An 18,973-nucleotide genomic window follows, 5' to 3' on the forward strand; every position below is an offset into this window, starting at 1 on the left:
TCTCTACTCCCTTATGATCAACTTCTTCCTTACGAGCAGCAGTTACAGTTGGTGTTTTTCCGTCTACCCCATCTCTAATGACTGCAAGAGGTCTGTCAGGATTTAATGGTTGACCTGGATGAGTTGGATCTTCTTGATAAACTTTTGTTTCTTTACCTTCTTTTACAGTTATTAATGATTTCCCATCACGTCCGGCTTGACCTGTAGCTCCATCTTGTCCGTCTTTGACAATGGATGTTTGAACAAGTGTATCTGTACCTTCTGTGTAGTTTCCGTCTCCATCTTTGTCAATGTAGAATGTTAGGGTTGTTTGTTTTTTCGCTTCATCACGAACAGCTTTGACTTTTGGAGTTTGTCCGTCTACTCCGTTTTTAACGGTTGTTGTTAGGGCTGGGCGTCCTTCTGGTTGAGTGATGGTAATAGTATGTGTGCCATCATGGTTGTCTGTTACGGTTACTTCTGGTGTGAAGCCGTCTTTACCATTTTCACCTTTATCCCCTTTTGGTCCTTTGATGTTTCCTGCTTGTTCCCAAGTGTTGTTTTTCTTAACGAAGACATCTCCTGTGGTAGTATTTACGAATGTATCTCCGTCTTTTCCGTCTCTTGGTGTTGGATCTGCTTTTCCGTTTAATACTTCTTTACCATCTCGTCCAGCTGCTCCTGTAGCTCCATCTTGTCCGTCTTTGACGATGGATGTTTGAACAAGTGTATCTGTGCCTTCTGTGTAGTTTCCGTCTCCATCTTTGTCAATGTAGAATGTTAGGGTTGTTTGTTTTTTCGCTTCATCACGAACAGCTTTGACTTTTGGAGTTTGTCCGTCTACTCCGTTTCTTCCATCTGTACCATTATATACGTCTTTTGTATTGAGTACCGTATCGCCTTCATCAAATTCATCATTATTATTTTTATCATCATAAACCGTGATTCGAATTCCAGAACGACTTGATACACCTGCTGATTCAGCAGATTTCACTATATCATCTACTTTAATTTTCGGAGCTCTACCGTCTTTACCATTTTCACCCTTGTCACCTTTTTGACCTTTTTCTCCTTGAGGTCCTCTAAGATTACCGATTTTATTCCAAGTTCCATTATTTTTCTTATACACATCACCAGTAACAGCATCGATATAAGTATCCCCATTTTTACCATCTTCTGGTGTTGGCGCTATAATTCCACTTAATAATTCAGCTCCATTACGACCGTCTTTACCAGCCGCTCCATTTGCACCATTTTCAGCTGGTGGAATTACTTTTTCGCTTATTAATTCATCAATTCCTTCATCATACTTACCATTATTATTATTATCAAAATATGCTGTAACTTTTGTCCCTAAGTATTTTCCTGGTTGACTGTTTCCTGGTTGTTCTGATGTTTCTGGTTGTCCTGAAGTTGACGGTTGACTTGAGCTTGCCGGTTGACTTGATGTTTCTGCTGTAGTTCTTTCATCTGGATTATCTCCAACACTTCTCGTTCTTCTTGCACTTCTATTCAAATTAGAGTTTTCTTCTTTTAAATTATCTTTTTTAACTTCTTCTGATTCTTTACTTGTTGATGATTGAATACTAGCTTCATTTACCTCATTTATTCCTTTTGGAATATCATTGGATAAATTTTTATTCGTAACACTTGCCTCTGTATTTGTTTGATTCCTACTAGTCGGTGAATTTACATTTGATACCATTTCTTGTTTTGGAAGTTGTGGTGCTACAATCTCTGAAGCCTGTACACTAATCCCCGATAAAAAGAAAAATCCCGATAACACAGCAACACTTGCTACACCCATACTATATTTTCGAATACTATATCGAGTAAATCCTTCCCTAGTATTCTCCTCTATTCTCCATTTTGCCTTTTTTGCTTTTACCATTTCTTTCTCCCCCTATTAATATTCATCAAAAAGAATTATGTAGAAATAACTAGGTTTTATTCCTTATAACTCACACTTCTTTTCTCTTTGAGCATAGTATAAAGTTATAACTTATTAAAAATCAATCCTATTAGCTATTAGTATTTTTTCATCAAAAGGGAAGAATTTTTATACTATTATTTTTTTTCATTCTGAGGGAAAGATTTTTATACTATTAATTTTTTTCATTTAAAGGGAAAAATTTATGATTTTTCTTCATTCTTTAAATAACTAACAAAAGTTAAAGAAATTATATCTCATAAATGAATATTCTTTATAAATCAAGTTATATAATTAGAATATTCGGTATTTTTCCCTTTATTATTTTTTTATTTTATAGTATTCTACAGCTAATAAGTCATAAATATTTGGGAGGCTTTATGAGAAATTTATTGTCATCAAAAGAAAAAAGACAACTAGAATTAATGGAATTTTTAGTAACATCTCATGAATGGATTCATTTAAAAAATTTAGCTGAAAAATTTCTTTGTACAGAACGTATTTTGAAACAAGATTTAGCAGAATTAAGAGATATCTTTCCTCAAGTAACGATTCACTCTTCAACTAATGGTATAAGAGCTCAATTTTCTAAAGAAGCTAGTATAGAAGATATTTATCGTCATTTTTTAATTAATTCACAGACTTTTTCATTACTCGAATACATCTTTTTCCACGAAGGGGAAAATATCTCTGAAGTTAGTAATGCATTTTACACCACTCCAGCTAATCTATATAGAATTGTAAGTAAAATTGTTAAAGAAAGTAATCCACACTATCAATTTTCAATTCAATTAACTCCTCTATCTATTACAGGAAATGAAATTGATATTCGTTATTTTTATGCACAATATTTTTCTGAACGATATCATTTTCTAGAATGGCCCTTTTCTGATTTTGATGAGGAAGATTTAAATGACTTCGCAAAATATTTTTATGCACCAACAAATTATCCAATGGGATTTGCTATATTTCATATGTATAAATGGATGGTTATGATTGGAATTTATCGTGTTAAAAATAAACATTTTGTTCCAATTCCTGATAATTTTTATAATGATGTATTTCCCTTATACGAACAATTACCTGATTTACAAGAAAAGTTAACTTACTTTTCAAATAAATTTCAAATAGAAATCACTCCAGAAATTTTAGCTCAAATTTTTATTTCATTTATTCAAGAAAGTATCTTTTTAAGTCCAGAAGAATTTTATCATTCTTTAAATGATAGTGACTATGCACAAAAATCATATCGTTTATTAGACGAAATGTTATCCAAAATTGAAAATAGAATACACATTCAATTTCATAATCGCAATGATTTAATTTGGTATATGCATAATACGGTACATTTAGAACGCCAAGAGACTTTTACAGATCCTCTGTTGTTTAATCAAAAGCAAAAAACGATTCAAAACTTCGAATTTCATTTCTCTGAAGTTTTTCAAATTATGAAAGAAGAAATTGTTGAATATTTAAAAATCATGAATCGAACGCATACAGCCGAACATATTAATCACTTAATGTATACCCTATTTACTCATGGAGAAGATACTGCCGTTCAATTGTTAATGAATCGTCCTCCTATTAAAGTGTTAGTGATTAGTAATTTTGACCATGCACTCTCAATTACTTTAACAAAAATCCTTTCGTACTATTGTAATAATCGTTTTATTTTTGAAAATTGGACTCAAGTTGATCTTTCAACTGAAATTTTAAATCAAACAGATTATGATATTATAGTTGCAAACTTCTATATTGAAGGTTTAACGAAAGAATTTATTTGTCATAATAATTTAACGATTATGGAATTAGTCAACTACTTAAATACATTATCTAATTCATTTTAAAACAAAAAATCTCGCCAGAATAACTGACGAGATTTTTTATTATAATGGAAATACCGCTACACCAAGAATTGTTTTATCGAAATTATGTAATTCTTGTAATTTCTTTTCAAAATCAACATAACGAGTCTTACCAAATTCTTCTACAAATAAGTAAGCATCAAATTGACAAATTCTTTCAAAATTAGAAGCTTCCACATATTCAATCATTACATCTTGAATTTTATTCTCCCATTGTTTTGCAATTGCTTTACTTGAAGTTACAACAGCAAACTCTCCATAAGTTTCTTTTTTATAACGAATTAATTGACGGAGTACTTCAGCATTTTCAATTTCAAAGATTTGTTGCATATCATATTTTTTGAAATCACCAGTACGGTTCATTGTTGGATTAAATAAATACCAAACAAAGTTGATAAAGATAACAATGAATCCTGCTAAAACAAAAACAATGACCATTCTTAAAACTAATTGTTTCATATTAAAGTTAGAAATTGTAGTTTCACTACCCCCAACTTCTTGAGAATTTACTGTATTTAATTTTTGAATCGTCACATCTTTAAAAATATCTTTATAACTATTCATTAAAGCATCCACTTTTTTCTCAATTAACTGATTTAAAGTTGGACTTGTTGTTAATGCTTTTACCGAAACTCCTGTATAGTCCCCTAATGAAGTGACAATAATTTTCTTTTCCCAGAAATCAACATCTGAATTTCTTAATTGAGTGGCATTACTTGCGATTTCACCTGCAAATGTTGCAACTTCTTGATCGGTTGAATCATTAAATAAATATGCACCATTCATATTAGAACTAATTAGTTTAGAATAAAAGAAACTAAATTGATCATTCTTAATATTAGCTTCTGTTTTAAATTCTTTTTCTGGTGCATTAATTTTATAAATAATATAACTTGAGTAACTTGTATTATTTTTTACAACTGATTTTGACGTAATGGCTTTATAACTCATCGGTACAGCCATTAAAATAAATAAAATGAATACTGCAATAGCATTCCACTTTTTCTTTTTCTTTAAATTAGCTAATAAATCAGCTAATGAATAATTTTCAAACATTTATGTAACCATCCTTTGCTAATGTTGTATGATAAATTGGTTTCTTCATTGAATAGGACATTAAGAAAATCACAATAACGACTGTCCAAAATTGCATTGTGAATAAACTAAAGAAACTTTCTGAGAAACTACTTCTCGCCATAAAGAATAAATTTCCAAGAACTAATAACGAGACCGTAAATCCAAGTAGATTTTTACGATAAGCTGAATTCAGTAAAGCTATTAAAATAAATCCTAAAATACAGCTTGCTATCATTAATCCAATAAAACCATAGTCCGTATAAATTTCCATCATGTAACTACTTCCAATACCATGTCCATCTAAATATTGTTGTTTTAATACAAGATACGAAATATTATGAGCATAACTATTACTTTCTAAGGCTAATTCAATACTATTCGTTGTTGCTTTAAAAGCTTTAGTTCCTAATACATTCATACCAATACTACCACGATAGAAATAATCGATAATAGGTCCAAATGTAAAGTTTCTCATTTCTCGAATTGGTAAACTACTACGATAGAGGTAACCTCTGGCTAAAACTCCAAAACTAGTTCCTTGTTTATAAATAAAATCAACTAATAAAGCAAAAATGCTGTCAAATTTTAATTTTGCTCCATCACGAACATAGTTCATCGCCCCCATGGCAAGCATTAAGACTGGAGTTCCTATTCCTAGAGCAATTTTTTCTCTACGTCCAAGCCAAACTTCTTTTTTATCAGAGTAATGACGCATGAAGAAATATACAAAGGCAAATAATAAACTTAAAATAAATGGATTTCTCGTTCCAATCACTAAATGAATCATATTTGCTGCAACATATAAACCTAGCATAAATATCGATACTTTTTTAGATGGTTTTGTTGCTAGATACACACATAATGCATAGAACATAAATGCTGATAATAAATAAGTGAAGTAAGGTAATTTACTTGTAAAATTTGCATAATAACCATAATAAGTTGTCTGTAATCTAAAAATTAACCGTTCGACTAATCTTAATACATAAAATGGATATGTAAACAGGAACACGGTTAGTGAAACTCTTCTAACTTGTAAAATCAAACGTGCATAGGAATTTTCATTAACTGGCTTTTCCTTTTTACGGGTAAAATATCTAACCCCTATCATTCCGCCTAGCCATAATCCTAATAAAGAAATAAGTATGACATTAAAGGTAAATACATACGCATCTTGTTGGTATGTTTCAAAACTTCCAGTTCTTAAATAATCAATTAATGGTCTTGAAAATAAAAACACAAAAATTGTCATATAAAACAAGGCATGAATTAATTGATACTTTAAATGATGAAAACAAAATAATGTATGTGCAATAAAAACCATCACAACTGTATATAATAATGTTTCTAAATGATTATTATTTAAATAAATCAAATAAAAAGCAATGGCTAAACCATAGCAAAAAGTTGTAAGTACTGCATGAAGTTTTCTTAAAGAATCCGGCATCTATCTAACTCCTTTCTTCTTTTGATGATTGAAATAACTCCTCTATTTGTTGCAGTTGTTTTTCAATTGTAAATTGTTCGATAAATTCTGAATAATTCTCAGATATTTTTCTTTCTCCAGTAATATATTTTTTTAGGGCATCAATAGCTTCTTGATTGGTTTCTATCACTTCTCCAAATTGACCCTCATTCGATAATTCTAAAGCTCCACCAACATTTGTGGAAACAAAAGGAATTCCTAATGTCACTGCTTCTACAACGGCTCCTGAAAATCCTTCTTGCTTCGATAAAGAACATAAAAGTTTCGCTTGTTTTAAAATAGAATAAGGATTCTTCTGATAACCTAAGAAATGAACTTTATCCTGTAATTGAAGACGTTCTACTTCTTCTTTCAAGAAGTTCTCTTGTTCACCACTACCAATATAGTATAAATGAACGTCATTTACATCAGTTTGTAATTCTTTAAAGACTTCTAACACACGATCTGTTCCTTTTAAGTCTTCCAAACGTCCAATCACACAAATACTATTTTTTTCTAATGTAACTGGAGTAGTTTCTTCTGATTTTTCCAAAAGTGCCGTAAAATCGTAGCCATTATAAATCGTTTGAAGTTTATTTTGAAACATTGGATATACTGTTTCAATCGATTCTCTTGTTTTTTTAGAAATGGCAATAATCTTATCTGCATGACTTAATTGTTCAAAATGATTGTTACGATAATGAGCTTGTTCTTCTTTCAAAAAGGCTTCGATACTTCCATGTATCCAAGCAATTTTTTTCACTTCTTTTCTCTTAGAAAAAGGAAAAGCAGGATTCATGATAGTAAAAGAAACTTCAATATCATAATCATCTTGGACTAGCAAATTTCTCACTAAATATGGAAAATAAATTCTGAAACGCCATAAAATGGCATCAATGAATCGTCCATAACTTTTCTTCTTATACGGTTTTAAAATGCTAACTCCTTCAGGAACAGCTTCATATCCTTTATCAAAATGTTCCATTTCTAAAATATCAATTTGATATTTCTCTAAATCTAAGTTGGAAACAATTGTAGATAGAATTTTTTCAGCCCCTCCTCCTAAGGAAAACGACCATAAAAAGAAGAGTATTTTTTTCTTACTTGCCATAATATTCACCTTTATAATGCGTATAGCTTTTTTCTAAATCAATGAGTACCGCATCATGATGAGCAACCTGTTTTTCTACAGGAGGTGGTGTCATATAATCTCCAAAAGCAGTTTTTAAATAAGCATCATACCCAACAGGAATTGGTAATTCCGTTTCTTCAAATGGAAGCCACAATGCATCCTCGAAACTAGAAATAGGATACTTCTTCTTCATATAGTATGGCCCAGAACACAGTTCAGTAATGCCATCACTTTCTTCTTTTGTATATTTCGTCATTTCAGCTTCAGCTTTTTTCCAAATTTTATAACGCAATTTTTTAGATGGAACAAGTGCTAATAAAGTTTGACTTCCCCATTTCATAATTCCACCATGTTTTTCTGGAATGGTTTGCGCACAAAATAGTGAATAGACTAAAGCAGCTATCACTTGTTTTTTTCGTGATAGCCCATTAGCTGGATAATAATCCAATGGAAGTACATCTAAAGCTAATCCATGTGGAATATCCAAATCTTGTTGATAAGGTTTGATACATGTTGTTTGTGTATCTCTTATTGTAATAAATAAATTACGGTCGATATAATTTTCATTACTTTTTGAAAGTTGATAACGACTATCTGCCTTTTGTGTCCACAGTTGTGCTAATTTTTCATAATCTTTTCTTGGCATAAAGAAATCTAAGTCATCATCCCAAGGAATAAATCCTTTATGTCGTAGAGTCCCAATTGCTCCTCCACCACATAAGTAGCATAGTAAATCATTTTCCTTACAAAATTGAACGAAATACTCTGCCATTTCTAAACACTTCGCTTGAAGTGGTTCCATGATTTCACCTCATTATTAAATATCCCATTTTGCAACTGTCTTAAATGGTGTAACAGTATCTTCTTCGAAGAAATGATAAATGTCTTGGATATCTTGAATTTTATTTGATTCATGAATAATTAAATTCAATCTTGAATGTACTTGAGGACGTTCCATCATTTCAACGGCTCCTTCAAAATCTTCACGTCCTGAACGTGAACTACCCACCCAAGTTAAACCTTTTTCTAATATATCTCGTGTATTTAATGGAACTTCAAACTCACTTACTCCCATCATAACAACTGTACCTTGAGGTCTAATATGTTTAATAATATCTCGATAAGCTTCTTGTGTTCCCGTTCCACCAACGCATTCAAAAGCATGATCAAACGTGAAGTCATCTTCAATTTCACTCACATCATATACTTCATCTACAAATGAGAATAAACGTAATTTATCATGATTTTTTCCAACTACAATAATCGTTGAGTCAGGGAACTTTTCTTTTGCTAGTGTTGCAACAACATAGGCTAGACTTCCTGAGCCCCATACCACAATGCGGTTTCTTCTTGAATGTGCTACTTGTTTCATTCTTGTAATACCATGAATCCCAACGGAAACAAATTCTGTAATCGCAGCTACTTTTGATGGAATTGTTTCATATTTAACCACACGATTTTTAGGAATTGTGACAAATTCTCTCATAAACCCATCATGACCACTTGAACGAAAATATCCGCCAGTTACATAATTTTCATAAAATTCTGTTCCCTCTTCAAATTCTTTTGGAGGTTGGTTTGGAATCATGACAACTTTATCTCCAGGTTTATATGTTCCTGAAGCATCACTTACAACAATTCCACAACATTCATGAATTAATGCCATCGGTAATTTCTTTTGCAAAATTTTCGGTGGTCGTGTCCCTTGGAAATAACGTTGGTCTGCATGGCATAGTGCAATATAATTTGGTCTAACAACTACTGTATCTTCTTGCTCCATCTCAACGTCTTCATATTTCACAGAAAAATAATGCGGACGAATCAATTGATAAACTCGATTAATCACTTAGATCTCTCCCAACATCGCTTCAGCAATTTTTAAATCCGTTACTGTAGTAATTTTAATATTTGAATATTCCCCTTGAACAAGTCCAACAGGAGTATTATTTAATACAAACACTTTACATGCATCTGTTAAAATTTGTTTTACTTCTTCTTCCATCGATTCATAAATATTTACAAATGTACGAATTTTGAAAGTTTGTGGCGTTTGTCCTTGATACATATGTGTACGATTTGGAATAGAAGAAATAACTTTTCCATCGACAGATTCAACAATTGTATCATTTGCAAGAACGACTGTATCTGCTACATCATATTCTTTCATAGCAGCAATATTTTCTTGAATCATACGATAAGATACAAATGGACGAACCGCATCATGAGTAATTAAAATGTCATCTGTCGTTTCATCAGATTTTTCTTGAATATCATGAATAATATTCATAATACTATCATTTCTATCTTTTCCACCTGATACAATACGAATTTTTTCTTTTTGTGTCGGAACATATTTATGGAGCAAATCTTCAAAGTAAGTCATCCAATTAGGATGAACCGCTACATAAATAATATCAATTTCAGGAACAAATAAGAATTTTTCAACAGTATGCATAATAATTGGTTTTTGACCTAATGTTAAAAACTGTTTAGGCATATCTTGAATTCCCATACGTGTTCCCGTTCCACCAGCAAGTATTCCAGCGTAAATCATTTGATTTCCTTCTTTCTATGGTGTAGTTATGGTGTAGTTAAATAAAATAGGTTTTCTCTTTGTTGTAATAATGGATAAGTTTTAACAGGTTTTTGACCTAAATATTCACGGATTAAATTGGATTTTTCTAATAATTCTTCATCTGTAGCATAAGAATAATAAATTTGTTCTCCTATTGAATTCGTTAATAACAATGAACGTTCTTCAATAAATGCTTGCTCTAAATGGTCAAATGAAGGTCCATATGTGTTTTTCAATGCCATAATTTTTCCAATTGGAATATCCGTTTTAACATTTTTACTTACAGCGTTCATAATTTTTTCAAAATTCGTAATTGAATTAAAGGACATCATTTTTTTCACTAATTGTTCAATGACAATTCTTTGACGTTTTTGACGACCGTAATCTCCTTCTGGATCATCATAACGCATTCTTGCAAAGCGTAAAGCACTTTCGCCATCTAATAATTCCTTTTTCCCTTCTTCAAAAGAACGACCTTCATATGTAAAGGTTAAAGGACTAGTTACTTCAATTCCACCAACTGCATCGACAAATTCCATTAAACCAGACATATTAATTTCCATATAAAAATCAATGTTTGTATCAAATAATTTTTCTACAGAATTAATCGCCATTTTAGCTTGTCCATAGGCATAAGCATGATTAATTTTGTCATAGTAATTCATTCCAACAATCTCTGTATAAGTGTCACGTGGAATACTTAATAATTGTGCTTTTTTCTCACTTGGATTCGATGTTAATAATAACATAGTATCACTTCTACCATCTTCAGTTGGTCGACCATACGCACCATTATCAATCCCTAATAATAAAATATTAATAGGTTTAGCATTTTCAATAATTTCTTGTGCTTCTTCTTCAGTTCTATTCCCCACATCTTGAGTAATCGTATTAATTGTTTGGTGGAATAAATTTAATTTGTCAGCAAATACGATTGAAGTGCCTACCAATAATGCTGTTATTAAAATAAATATAAATAAAAGTTTTCCTTTTTTCTTCTTTTGTCTTCTTTTGGATCGAAGACCAAAATCATGATGTTCTACCATTTACTTTCCTCAAATTCTATTATTTATTATGGTTGATTAGTTGATGTAGATTTTTCTACTGCAGCTGGTTTAGGTGCAATAGTTGTATTTGTAGGTGCTGGTGCGACTTCAACCGTTGAAGACTCAACTTTAGTCGGAGCTACTGTTGTTGGTTGTACTTTTTGAACACCTGTTGTTGTCTCAACTTTTTTATCATCCGCTTTTTGAATTGTTGTTGTATTTTGAACATTTGTAGTCTGTTGTGTTGTTGGTGTTGTTGGAGTCGTCGGAGTTACAGGAGCCGGTTGAACTGGCTCTACATACTCATCAGCAGCCTCTTCTTGATAAAATGGCTGACTAACCGGTTGATGTTTTTCAACATCTGGTGTTATTTGTGCCTCATTTGTTTCAATATGTTTTAATGATTCAACTTTTGATAAATCTAAAGATTCTCTTAAAACATTTGAGATACGTAATCTTTCTTCTTCAGGGACAACAAAATAGTAAACTCCACCAATCATTGTTCCTGAACCACTAATTTTATCACTTTCAAAATTTTTCAACGCTTTTGGATAATTATTTTTTATCGATAATAATTTATCAAGTGTAAAATTCGTACGAACTGAATTTTCTAATGTTTTTAAAATTTCTTCATAACGAGTTACTGAAGTAATATTTAATAGTTTTTCTAGTAATTTTTGAATCACATATTGTTGACGTTTTTGACGTCCCATATCTCCTTCTGGGTCATCATAACGCATTCTGGCATATCTTAAGGCAGCTTCACCATCAACGTGTCTGTCTTCTCCTTCAGTAAAGGATTCTCCTTCATATGTGAAGGTTAATACTGGTGTAATATCTAAACCACCAACTGCATCAACTAAGCCCATTAAACCACCCATATCCACCGTTACATAGTAATCAATTGGGAGATTTAACATATTCTGAACACTATTGATAGACATTTTTTCTTGTCCAAATGCGTAAGCATGGTTAATTTTGTCATTTATTCCATATCCAATAATTTCTGTATAAGAATCACGAGGAATACTTACAATGGTTGTCCTTCCTAATTTTTCATTGACAGTTACGACTAACATCGTATCACTACGACCTACTTCCGTACCACGTCCATATGCTCCATTATCAATTCCTAATAATAATACTGAAAAACTATCATTATCTTTTATTTCTTTTTCACGAAGATTGACCGTTTCAACTTCTTGGTGAATAACATTTTCTACTTTAGCTAGTCTTGCACGAATATAAACTCCTGCAAGAGTAATAAATGTAGCAGCGAGAACAACAAAAAATATTGCCCATTTTCTTCTTTTATTTTTCAAAATTTTGTTACGAACATGATTTTCTAATCTACTCAAATTTTTCAACCTCTCTTTTATCTACAATCAATTCATTATACCATAATTCCGCCATTTCATGAGAGGAGATTTACTACTTTTTAATAAATTTATTCCTCCATAGTTGAAAAATAGCTTTTCTTCCACCAAAATCCTTCAATCCATCCTCTTATTGTCCCTATTCCATAAGAAATATGTACAGAAATCATTAAAAATGGAATCAATAAACGAGTAATATGGAAAGGATGTGTCGAAATTTCAAATAGTGACAATCCAATAATCGCTAATAAATAAATACTTACTAATAATAAAAATGGTAATGCAGAAATTCCAGCAACTAAAATCGTTGCTAATAATATACTTACAAAAACTCCAGGTACAAAATGGAATAGTGATAAACATTCACGACATACGTGACTCGTCAAACCAATCCAATAACCATTACCAAATTTTTGTTTTAACATTTTTGAGTAAGTTGGTCGAATATATTGAAATGATTCAATCGAAGTATCATACCAAATTTTAAATCCATTTTTACGGATACGATAATGAAACTCATTATCTTCTGTACGAACTAACTTTTCGTCAAAATATCCAACTTTATCTACGACATCTTTATGATACATTCCTTGGAATACAGAATCGACATAACGACTCTCATCACCTTTACGATAATTAGCAATGCTACTACCTAATGCAGATTCTTCAACGATGTGTAATGTTTTTGCCAATTCATCATCTGTTTCAACAATCGTTGGTCTTCTTCCACCACAAACTCGTTCTCCTGTTTGGATTACTGCTACATTATTTTCTATAAAATTTTCTGGAATATGTGAATGTGCATCGATTTTCAAATAACAATCTCCATCGGAATGTTTAAACCCTAAATTTAAACCTGTATTCAAAGTTTTTTTAGGATTATCAAAAATTTTAATCGCATAAAATTCATGTTGATAGGATTCTTGAAACTCATTCATTAAACTTCTTGTACGATCTGTTGACATCGCATTAATTAAAACAATTTCAATTTGTTTATGAGGGTAAGTTTGATGGATTAAACTTTCAAAAATTGCTGGTAAATAATTTTCTTCGTTATAAGCGCTAATTGATACTGAAACTAACATAAATTCTCCTTAATCTGTGTTTATGAAAAGAAGGCTGGAGCATTGTCCAGCCTTCTCTATTTTATTTCTTTTTATTCGCAATATCAATCAATTCATCATGTAATTCTTGTTCTGAATAATCTTCAAATTTTTCAATAAAGTCATATACACGATCAATTTTTGAATTGTCTGCAATTCCGATATGAATTTTAGGGAAAATTTGTTTTGGATTAATTTCTCCCTCATTCAATAACTCTTCATACATCTTTTCACCAGGACGTAATCCAGTAAATTTAATTTCAATATCATCTTCACTGTAACCTGATAAACGGATAAGATTTTTCGCTAAGTCCACAATACGAACTGGTTTACCCATATCTAATACGAAAATTTCTCCACCACGTGCTAGAGAACCAGCCTGAATGACTAATTGTGCTGCTTCTGGAATCGTCATAAAGTAACGAACGATATCTGGGTGAGTTACTGTAATTGGCCCACCTTTAGCAATTTGTTTCTTAAATAATGGAATAACAGAACCTCTTGATCCTAATACATTCCCAAAACGTACAGCTACATATTTCGTTGAATCACTCTTCGTTGCCATATCTTGAACAATCATTTCGCATAAGCGTTTTGTTGCGCCCATAATATTTGGTGGGTTAACAGCTTTATCTGTTGAAATCATTACAAAAGTTTTTACTTTTGCATGATTCGCAGCTTCAGCAACATTACGAGTTCCTAAAATATTATTTTTCACCGCTTCTCTTGGATTAATTTCCATTAAAGGCACATGTTTATGGGCTGCAGCATGGTAGACAACATCTGGGCGATATTTTTCCATCACTTCAAAAATACGTTTTCTATCTTGAACATCCGCAATGACAGGAGTAATTCTAAAATGCTCAGCATATTTTCCAAGCAATTCCATATTTAATTGATAAATACTATTTTCTCCATGTCCTAAAATAATTAATTCTTTTGGACGGAATGAAGAAACTTGTCGACAAATTTCAGAACCGATTGATCCACCAGCTCCAGTTACTAAAATGCGTTTCCCACGTAATTGTTTTTCAATTAACGTTTGATCCAATTCAACTGGATCACGTCCTAGTAAATCTTCAATTTCAACATTCCTTAATTGTTGTACATGTAAGTTTCCTGACATGACTTCATCAATATTTGGAAGAATGACACATTCTGCTCCAGTTTTACGTGCAATATCGTATACTTCATTTAGCTTTTTATTCGGTAATGAAGGCATCGCAATAACAACTTTAGTAATTCCCATCTGTTGAACAATTTTTTCAATATCTTTTGTAGTTCCTAAAATTCGAACCCCATAAATATCTTTTCTTTGTTTTTCTTGATCATCATCAACAAAAGCTACAGGCATCATTCTCATTTTTGGATGCATTAACATTTGACGAACTAATAAAGTTCCTGCTGCTCCTGCACCAACAATTAACGTTGGTTTCGCATTTTCCATAACAACACTATCTACAAAGTACTCTCTGAAAATACGCATTGACAGACGAACGCCACCAACAGCACAAACTAATAAAAGCCATAACACAACCACAAATTGCCAAGTCACTAAAGTTTTAAACCAGACAATTCCTGCAATTGTTGAAACAATGACTGCAGCGCTGACACATTTTACAACTGTTATTACTTCATACACACTGGCATATTCCCAATCTCTCCAATATAAATTTAGAAAATATGAAAATACATAATAAGCTGTCAATGATAACAATGCCGTAACTGTTAATGCATGGATATTACGAATTAAGCCTTCTGTTACAAGTCTAAAACTTAAAAATACAGAACCTAGCACGATGATCGAGTCTAATACAAATAATAATAATATTTTTAATCGATTATTCATCTACACCTCTCCTTATTCCACCACTATGCTTCTAATACTTCTTGAACAACTTCTTTATAGTTTCGCACAATATATTGAATATCTTCGTCCGTTAGTAAAGTGTGTAATGGTAAGGTCACTTCATTTTCAAAATAACGATAAGCTTGAGGATAATCTTTAATATCGAATCCTAAGTTTTTATAAGCTGTTAATAATGGTAATGGCTTATAATGTACATTACATGAAATACCACGCTCTGCCATTTTTTCAATAATCAAACCTCTTTGTTCATAAGAAGCTCCATTTACTCTTGTAATATATAAATGTCTTGAAGATTCATACTGATCTGTTTGATGTGGTAAAACTTGAATAACATCAGATTTTAATCCTTCATCTAATTGATGTACGATTTCTTTTCTACGATTTAAAATTCCTTCGTAGCGTTCTAATTGAGCTAATCCAATAGCTGCCATAATATCTGCCATATTACATTTATATCCTGGAATTTCAATATCATATTCCCATGAACCTGGTTTTGTCTTCGCTAAGGCATCTTTTGTTTGTCCATGTAAAGAATAAATTTGGAATGCACGATAAATTTGTTCATCATCTAATCCGTTCTTAGGATTCCAAGTAATGCAACCACCTTCAGCAGTTGTTAAATTTTTAACTGCATGGAATGAATAAGAAGCAAAGTCCGCAACTTGAGCAATTGATAAGCCATTAATCGTAGTTCCCATTGCATGAGCTGAATCTGAAACTACAATGATTCGATTAAAGTGAGCTTGTAAGGCATTGTTTGCAGAGAATAGATCTTTTTTCTTTTCTACTACTTCAAAAATACGAGTATAGTCACAAGGAACTCCACCTAATTCTACTGGTATAATGACTTTAGTCGCTGGGGTAATCGCTTGTTCTAATAAATCATAATTCATTTCATAATGATTTTCTTGAATATCTACTAATACTGGAGTTGCTCCAACATGCTCAATCACACTACATGAAGCAGTATATGTATAAGCTGGAACGATTACTTCGTCTCCTTCACCAATTCCTAATACTCGTAAAGCTAATTCCAATGCAGCTGTGGCTGAATTTAAACACACTGTTTTTCCAGTTCCTAAATATGTTGCTAATTGTCTTTCAAACTCTTTTGTTTTTGGACCTGTTGTAATCCAACCTGATTTAAGCACTTCTGTTACTAATTCAATTTCTCTATTGCTAATATCTGGTGGTGAAAATGGTATATTTCTAATCATGTCTTTTAACCTCCGAATGTTCATTTACTATCTTAAAACAGCAAATACAGTTTGTAGCATTACTTTTATATCTTGAGTAATACTTAATTCTGAAATGTAATCAATATTATATCTCATTTTTTCTGGAAGAATTTTTTGAATATAAGCTTCATCTGCTGTTAATCCTTGTTCCATCCATTTAGAAATTTTATCTGCTTCATTTCTAAACTCAATACTTGATCTTGAAGTGATTCCTGCTGGTAATAATAATGTAACCATCATTTCTTCAGAATAGGCATCTACATATTTTTGAACTTCTGGACGAGTTCCAACAAATGTCATATCTCCTATCAAAACATTAATTAACTGCGCTATTTCATCCAATCTAAAATCTCTAATTTTTTTACCAATCTTAGTAATTCTTGAATCATTATCTTGAGTCACAAGTGGTCCCATTTTATCAGCATTCAGTATCATCGTACGGAATTTAAAAATTCTAAAGACTCTTCCATATGTTGTAATTCTTTGCTGTCGATAAAAGATAGGTCCACCATCTTCTAGCTTAATACAAATTGCTAAAACTAAAAATACAGGCGACAATATTACTAAAAGAATTAACGACAAACAGATATCAAAAAGACGTTTAAAAACCAACGTCGCTTTTTTCTTTTCTAATACCTTTACTGCTTCTAAAGTATAATGATTTTTCATAAACTGTGGCATTTGATGTTCTGTTCTCATATCTACTCCTCTCATGCCTAATAAACCTTCATCATTATAGCACAAATTCCATCACTGGAATAGCTTTCGCAAAGTTTTTTAATAAAACCAGGAAAGTTTTCTGAGTTTTTCTTAATATTTTTGATAATCATCCTTTTGTTTTTCATTGAGGTAACAAAAAAGACTTTTCTTAGTAACACTTAAATTTTACTTTGTTACATTTGAAAAGTCTATTTTCTTTTAAATCTATAAATTTGGAACTAAATGATTCCAAATTTCTTTTGCTAATAAATGTTTAGAAACTTTTGGCAATAAAATTTCTTCCCCATTTTTTGAAAGGATTGTCACTTGATGCAGATCCGAACCAAATCCAATACTTTGATCTGAAACATCATTGGCAATAATAAAGTCTGCATTTTTCTTTACTAATTTTTGTTTTGCAAATTCTATTACTTGATGCGTTTCTGCTGCAAATCCGATAACTGTTTGTCCTTCTTTTTTCAAACTTCCTAATTGTTTTAAAATATCTGGATTTTTGACTAGAGTTAAAGTAATTTCATCTTCATCATCTGTTTTTTTCATTTTTTGAGTAGCAGGTTCTTTTACTCGATAATCCGATACAGCAGCTACCATAATGGCAATATCTACTGATGGAAAATAATTCAACACTTTTTCTTGCATTTCTCTAGCAGATTCCACATACTCCATTTTCACTCCATTTGGAATAGGTAAAGCTGTAGTTGCAGAGATTAAAATAACTTCTGCTCCTTTTTTGATAGCATCTTCTGCTAAGGCATAACCCATTTTCCCAGAAGAATCATTCGAAATATAACGAACAGGATCAATTCTTTCTTTTGTTCCACCAGCTGTAATTAATACTTTTTTTTCAAATAGTGACTTGTCTTCTTCCTCAAATAAATTCAATTCTTTTATTTGTTGAAGAACTTCCTCAGGTTCGGGTAATCTTCCTTTCCCTGAATATCCTTCTGCTAAAAATCCCTCTGATGGTTCTATCATAATAACACCATCTTTTTGTAATTGGGTACAATTTCTTAGAGTAGCCGGATTTTCCCACATATGTTCATTCATAGCAGGAACGATTACTTTAGGAGCAGTTGTAGCAAGGAATGCACTTGTTACAAAATTATCTGCTATTCCATGAGCTATCTTAGCAATAGTATTAGCTGTAGCTGGAATGACAATTGCCAATTCCGTCCAGTCTGCAAAATGAATATGTTGAACAACAGATGGATCATTTTCGTCAAATGTATCCACCATTACTTTTTCTTTTGTTAAAACTTGAAATGTTAAAGGTGAAACAAATTGACAAGCTGATTGAGTCATTGCAACTTTTACTTGTGCACCTTCTTTTATTAATAATCTTACAAATAAAAGAGCTTTATATGCTGCAATTCCTCCTGTAACATACACAGCTACTTTCTTTTGATTAAGCATTCTTCATTCTCCGTTTTTCCATTAATTTTAAAAGAACTCCACCTACAACTGGTACAATAATAGCAGAAGCAATAGCTTCCGGAACACCATTTGTTCCAACAATGGTCATTAAAAATACTGGTAATTCACCAAGAGTTTTTTGTAATTTTTCAGCATATTGATTTCCTACAAGGAAATAAATTAA

Annotated in this window: 15 protein-coding genes and 1 pseudogene; 1 reads left to right on the top strand and 15 read right to left on the bottom strand. The window is 31.7% G+C overall.

The features are described from left to right. On the bottom strand, window positions 1-1,870 hold a 1,870-nt coding region (locus tag RYL55_RS05910; protein WP_315008053.1), incomplete at its 3' end, for a YSIRK-type signal peptide-containing protein. Between the two features lie 419 nt (window positions 1,871-2,289). On the opposite strand from RYL55_RS05910, the gene RYL55_RS05915 reads away from it, so the two are divergent. Beyond that, window positions 2,290-3,756 carry a M protein trans-acting positive regulator PRD domain-containing protein gene (locus RYL55_RS05915; RefSeq protein WP_315008054.1) on the top strand — a complete coding sequence of 489 codons (1,467 nt, stop codon included), beginning with the start codon at window positions 2,290-2,292 and terminating at the stop codon, window positions 3,754-3,756. A gap of 39 nt (window positions 3,757-3,795) precedes the next feature. Here RYL55_RS05915 and RYL55_RS05920 read toward each other — a convergent pair whose 3' ends face one another. The 14 genes and pseudogenes from RYL55_RS05920 to RYL55_RS05985 form a co-directional block, all read right to left on the bottom strand. Then, window positions 3,796-4,830, bottom strand: coding sequence for a prephenate dehydratase (locus RYL55_RS05920; RefSeq protein ID WP_315008055.1), 1,035 nt, complete (start codon window positions 4,828-4,830; stop codon window positions 3,796-3,798). Next, window positions 4,823-6,298, bottom strand: a complete 1,476-nt coding sequence (locus RYL55_RS05925) for an O-antigen polysaccharide polymerase Wzy family protein (protein WP_315008056.1) — start codon at window positions 6,296-6,298, stop codon at window positions 4,823-4,825. Before RYL55_RS05925 ends, RYL55_RS05920 begins: the two co-directional genes overlap by 8 nt. A 4-nt stretch (window positions 6,299-6,302) precedes the next feature. Further along, on the bottom strand, window positions 6,303-7,427 hold the full coding sequence (locus RYL55_RS05930; protein ID WP_315008057.1) for a glycosyltransferase: 1,125 nt from the start codon (window positions 7,425-7,427) through the stop codon (window positions 6,303-6,305). Next, complete coding sequence (locus RYL55_RS05935; protein ID WP_315008058.1) at window positions 7,417-8,250, bottom strand: phosphorylcholine transferase LicD; 834 nt, start codon at window positions 8,248-8,250, stop codon at window positions 7,417-7,419. The genes RYL55_RS05930 and RYL55_RS05935 overlap by 11 nt, the downstream gene beginning before the upstream one ends. Before the next feature lie 15 nt (window positions 8,251-8,265). Further along, entirely contained in the window at window positions 8,266-9,294 is a 1,029-nt protein-coding gene (locus RYL55_RS05940; RefSeq protein WP_315008059.1) for an alcohol dehydrogenase catalytic domain-containing protein, read from the bottom strand. Continuing rightward, window positions 9,295-10,002 (bottom strand): 2-C-methyl-D-erythritol 4-phosphate cytidylyltransferase, encoded by a 708-nt coding sequence (locus RYL55_RS05945; protein WP_315008060.1) that lies wholly within the window; start codon window positions 10,000-10,002, stop codon window positions 9,295-9,297. Between the two features lie 26 nt (window positions 10,003-10,028). Then, complete coding sequence (locus tag RYL55_RS05950) at window positions 10,029-11,069, bottom strand: LCP family protein (protein ID WP_315008061.1); 1,041 nt, start codon at window positions 11,067-11,069, stop codon at window positions 10,029-10,031. Between the two features lie 26 nt (window positions 11,070-11,095). Beyond that, window positions 11,096-12,427 carry an LCP family protein gene (locus RYL55_RS05955; protein WP_315008062.1) on the bottom strand — a complete coding sequence of 444 codons (1,332 nt, stop codon included), beginning with the start codon at window positions 12,425-12,427 and terminating at the stop codon, window positions 11,096-11,098. 89 nt (window positions 12,428-12,516) lie between these two features. After that, window positions 12,517-13,530, bottom strand: a complete 1,014-nt coding sequence (locus RYL55_RS05960; protein WP_315008063.1) for a glycosyltransferase family 2 protein — start codon at window positions 13,528-13,530, stop codon at window positions 12,517-12,519. Window positions 13,531-13,591: 61 nt separating this feature from the next. Then, window positions 13,592-15,397 (bottom strand): nucleoside-diphosphate sugar epimerase/dehydratase, encoded by a 1,806-nt coding sequence (locus RYL55_RS05965; protein ID WP_315008064.1) that lies wholly within the window; start codon window positions 15,395-15,397, stop codon window positions 13,592-13,594. A gap of 23 nt (window positions 15,398-15,420) precedes the next feature. Beyond that, window positions 15,421-16,635, bottom strand: coding sequence for a DegT/DnrJ/EryC1/StrS family aminotransferase (locus RYL55_RS05970; RefSeq protein WP_315008065.1), 1,215 nt, complete (start codon window positions 16,633-16,635; stop codon window positions 15,421-15,423). Between the two features lie 27 nt (window positions 16,636-16,662). After that, complete coding sequence (locus RYL55_RS05975) at window positions 16,663-17,355, bottom strand: sugar transferase (RefSeq protein ID WP_315008066.1); 693 nt, start codon at window positions 17,353-17,355, stop codon at window positions 16,663-16,665. A gap of 225 nt (window positions 17,356-17,580) precedes the next feature. Beyond that, window positions 17,581-18,789 carry a bifunctional phosphopantothenoylcysteine decarboxylase/phosphopantothenate--cysteine ligase CoaBC gene (gene coaBC / locus RYL55_RS05980; protein ID WP_315008067.1) on the bottom strand — a complete coding sequence of 403 codons (1,209 nt, stop codon included), beginning with the start codon at window positions 18,787-18,789 and terminating at the stop codon, window positions 17,581-17,583. Next, window positions 18,782-18,973, bottom strand: a pseudogene (locus RYL55_RS05985) (ECF transporter S component); the annotation flags it as partial. The gene coaBC and the pseudogene RYL55_RS05985, both read right to left, overlap by 8 nt.

It is taken from the genome of uncultured Granulicatella sp., from assembly GCF_963515615.1.
Classification (GTDB): Bacteria; Bacillota; Bacilli; order Lactobacillales; family Aerococcaceae; genus Granulicatella.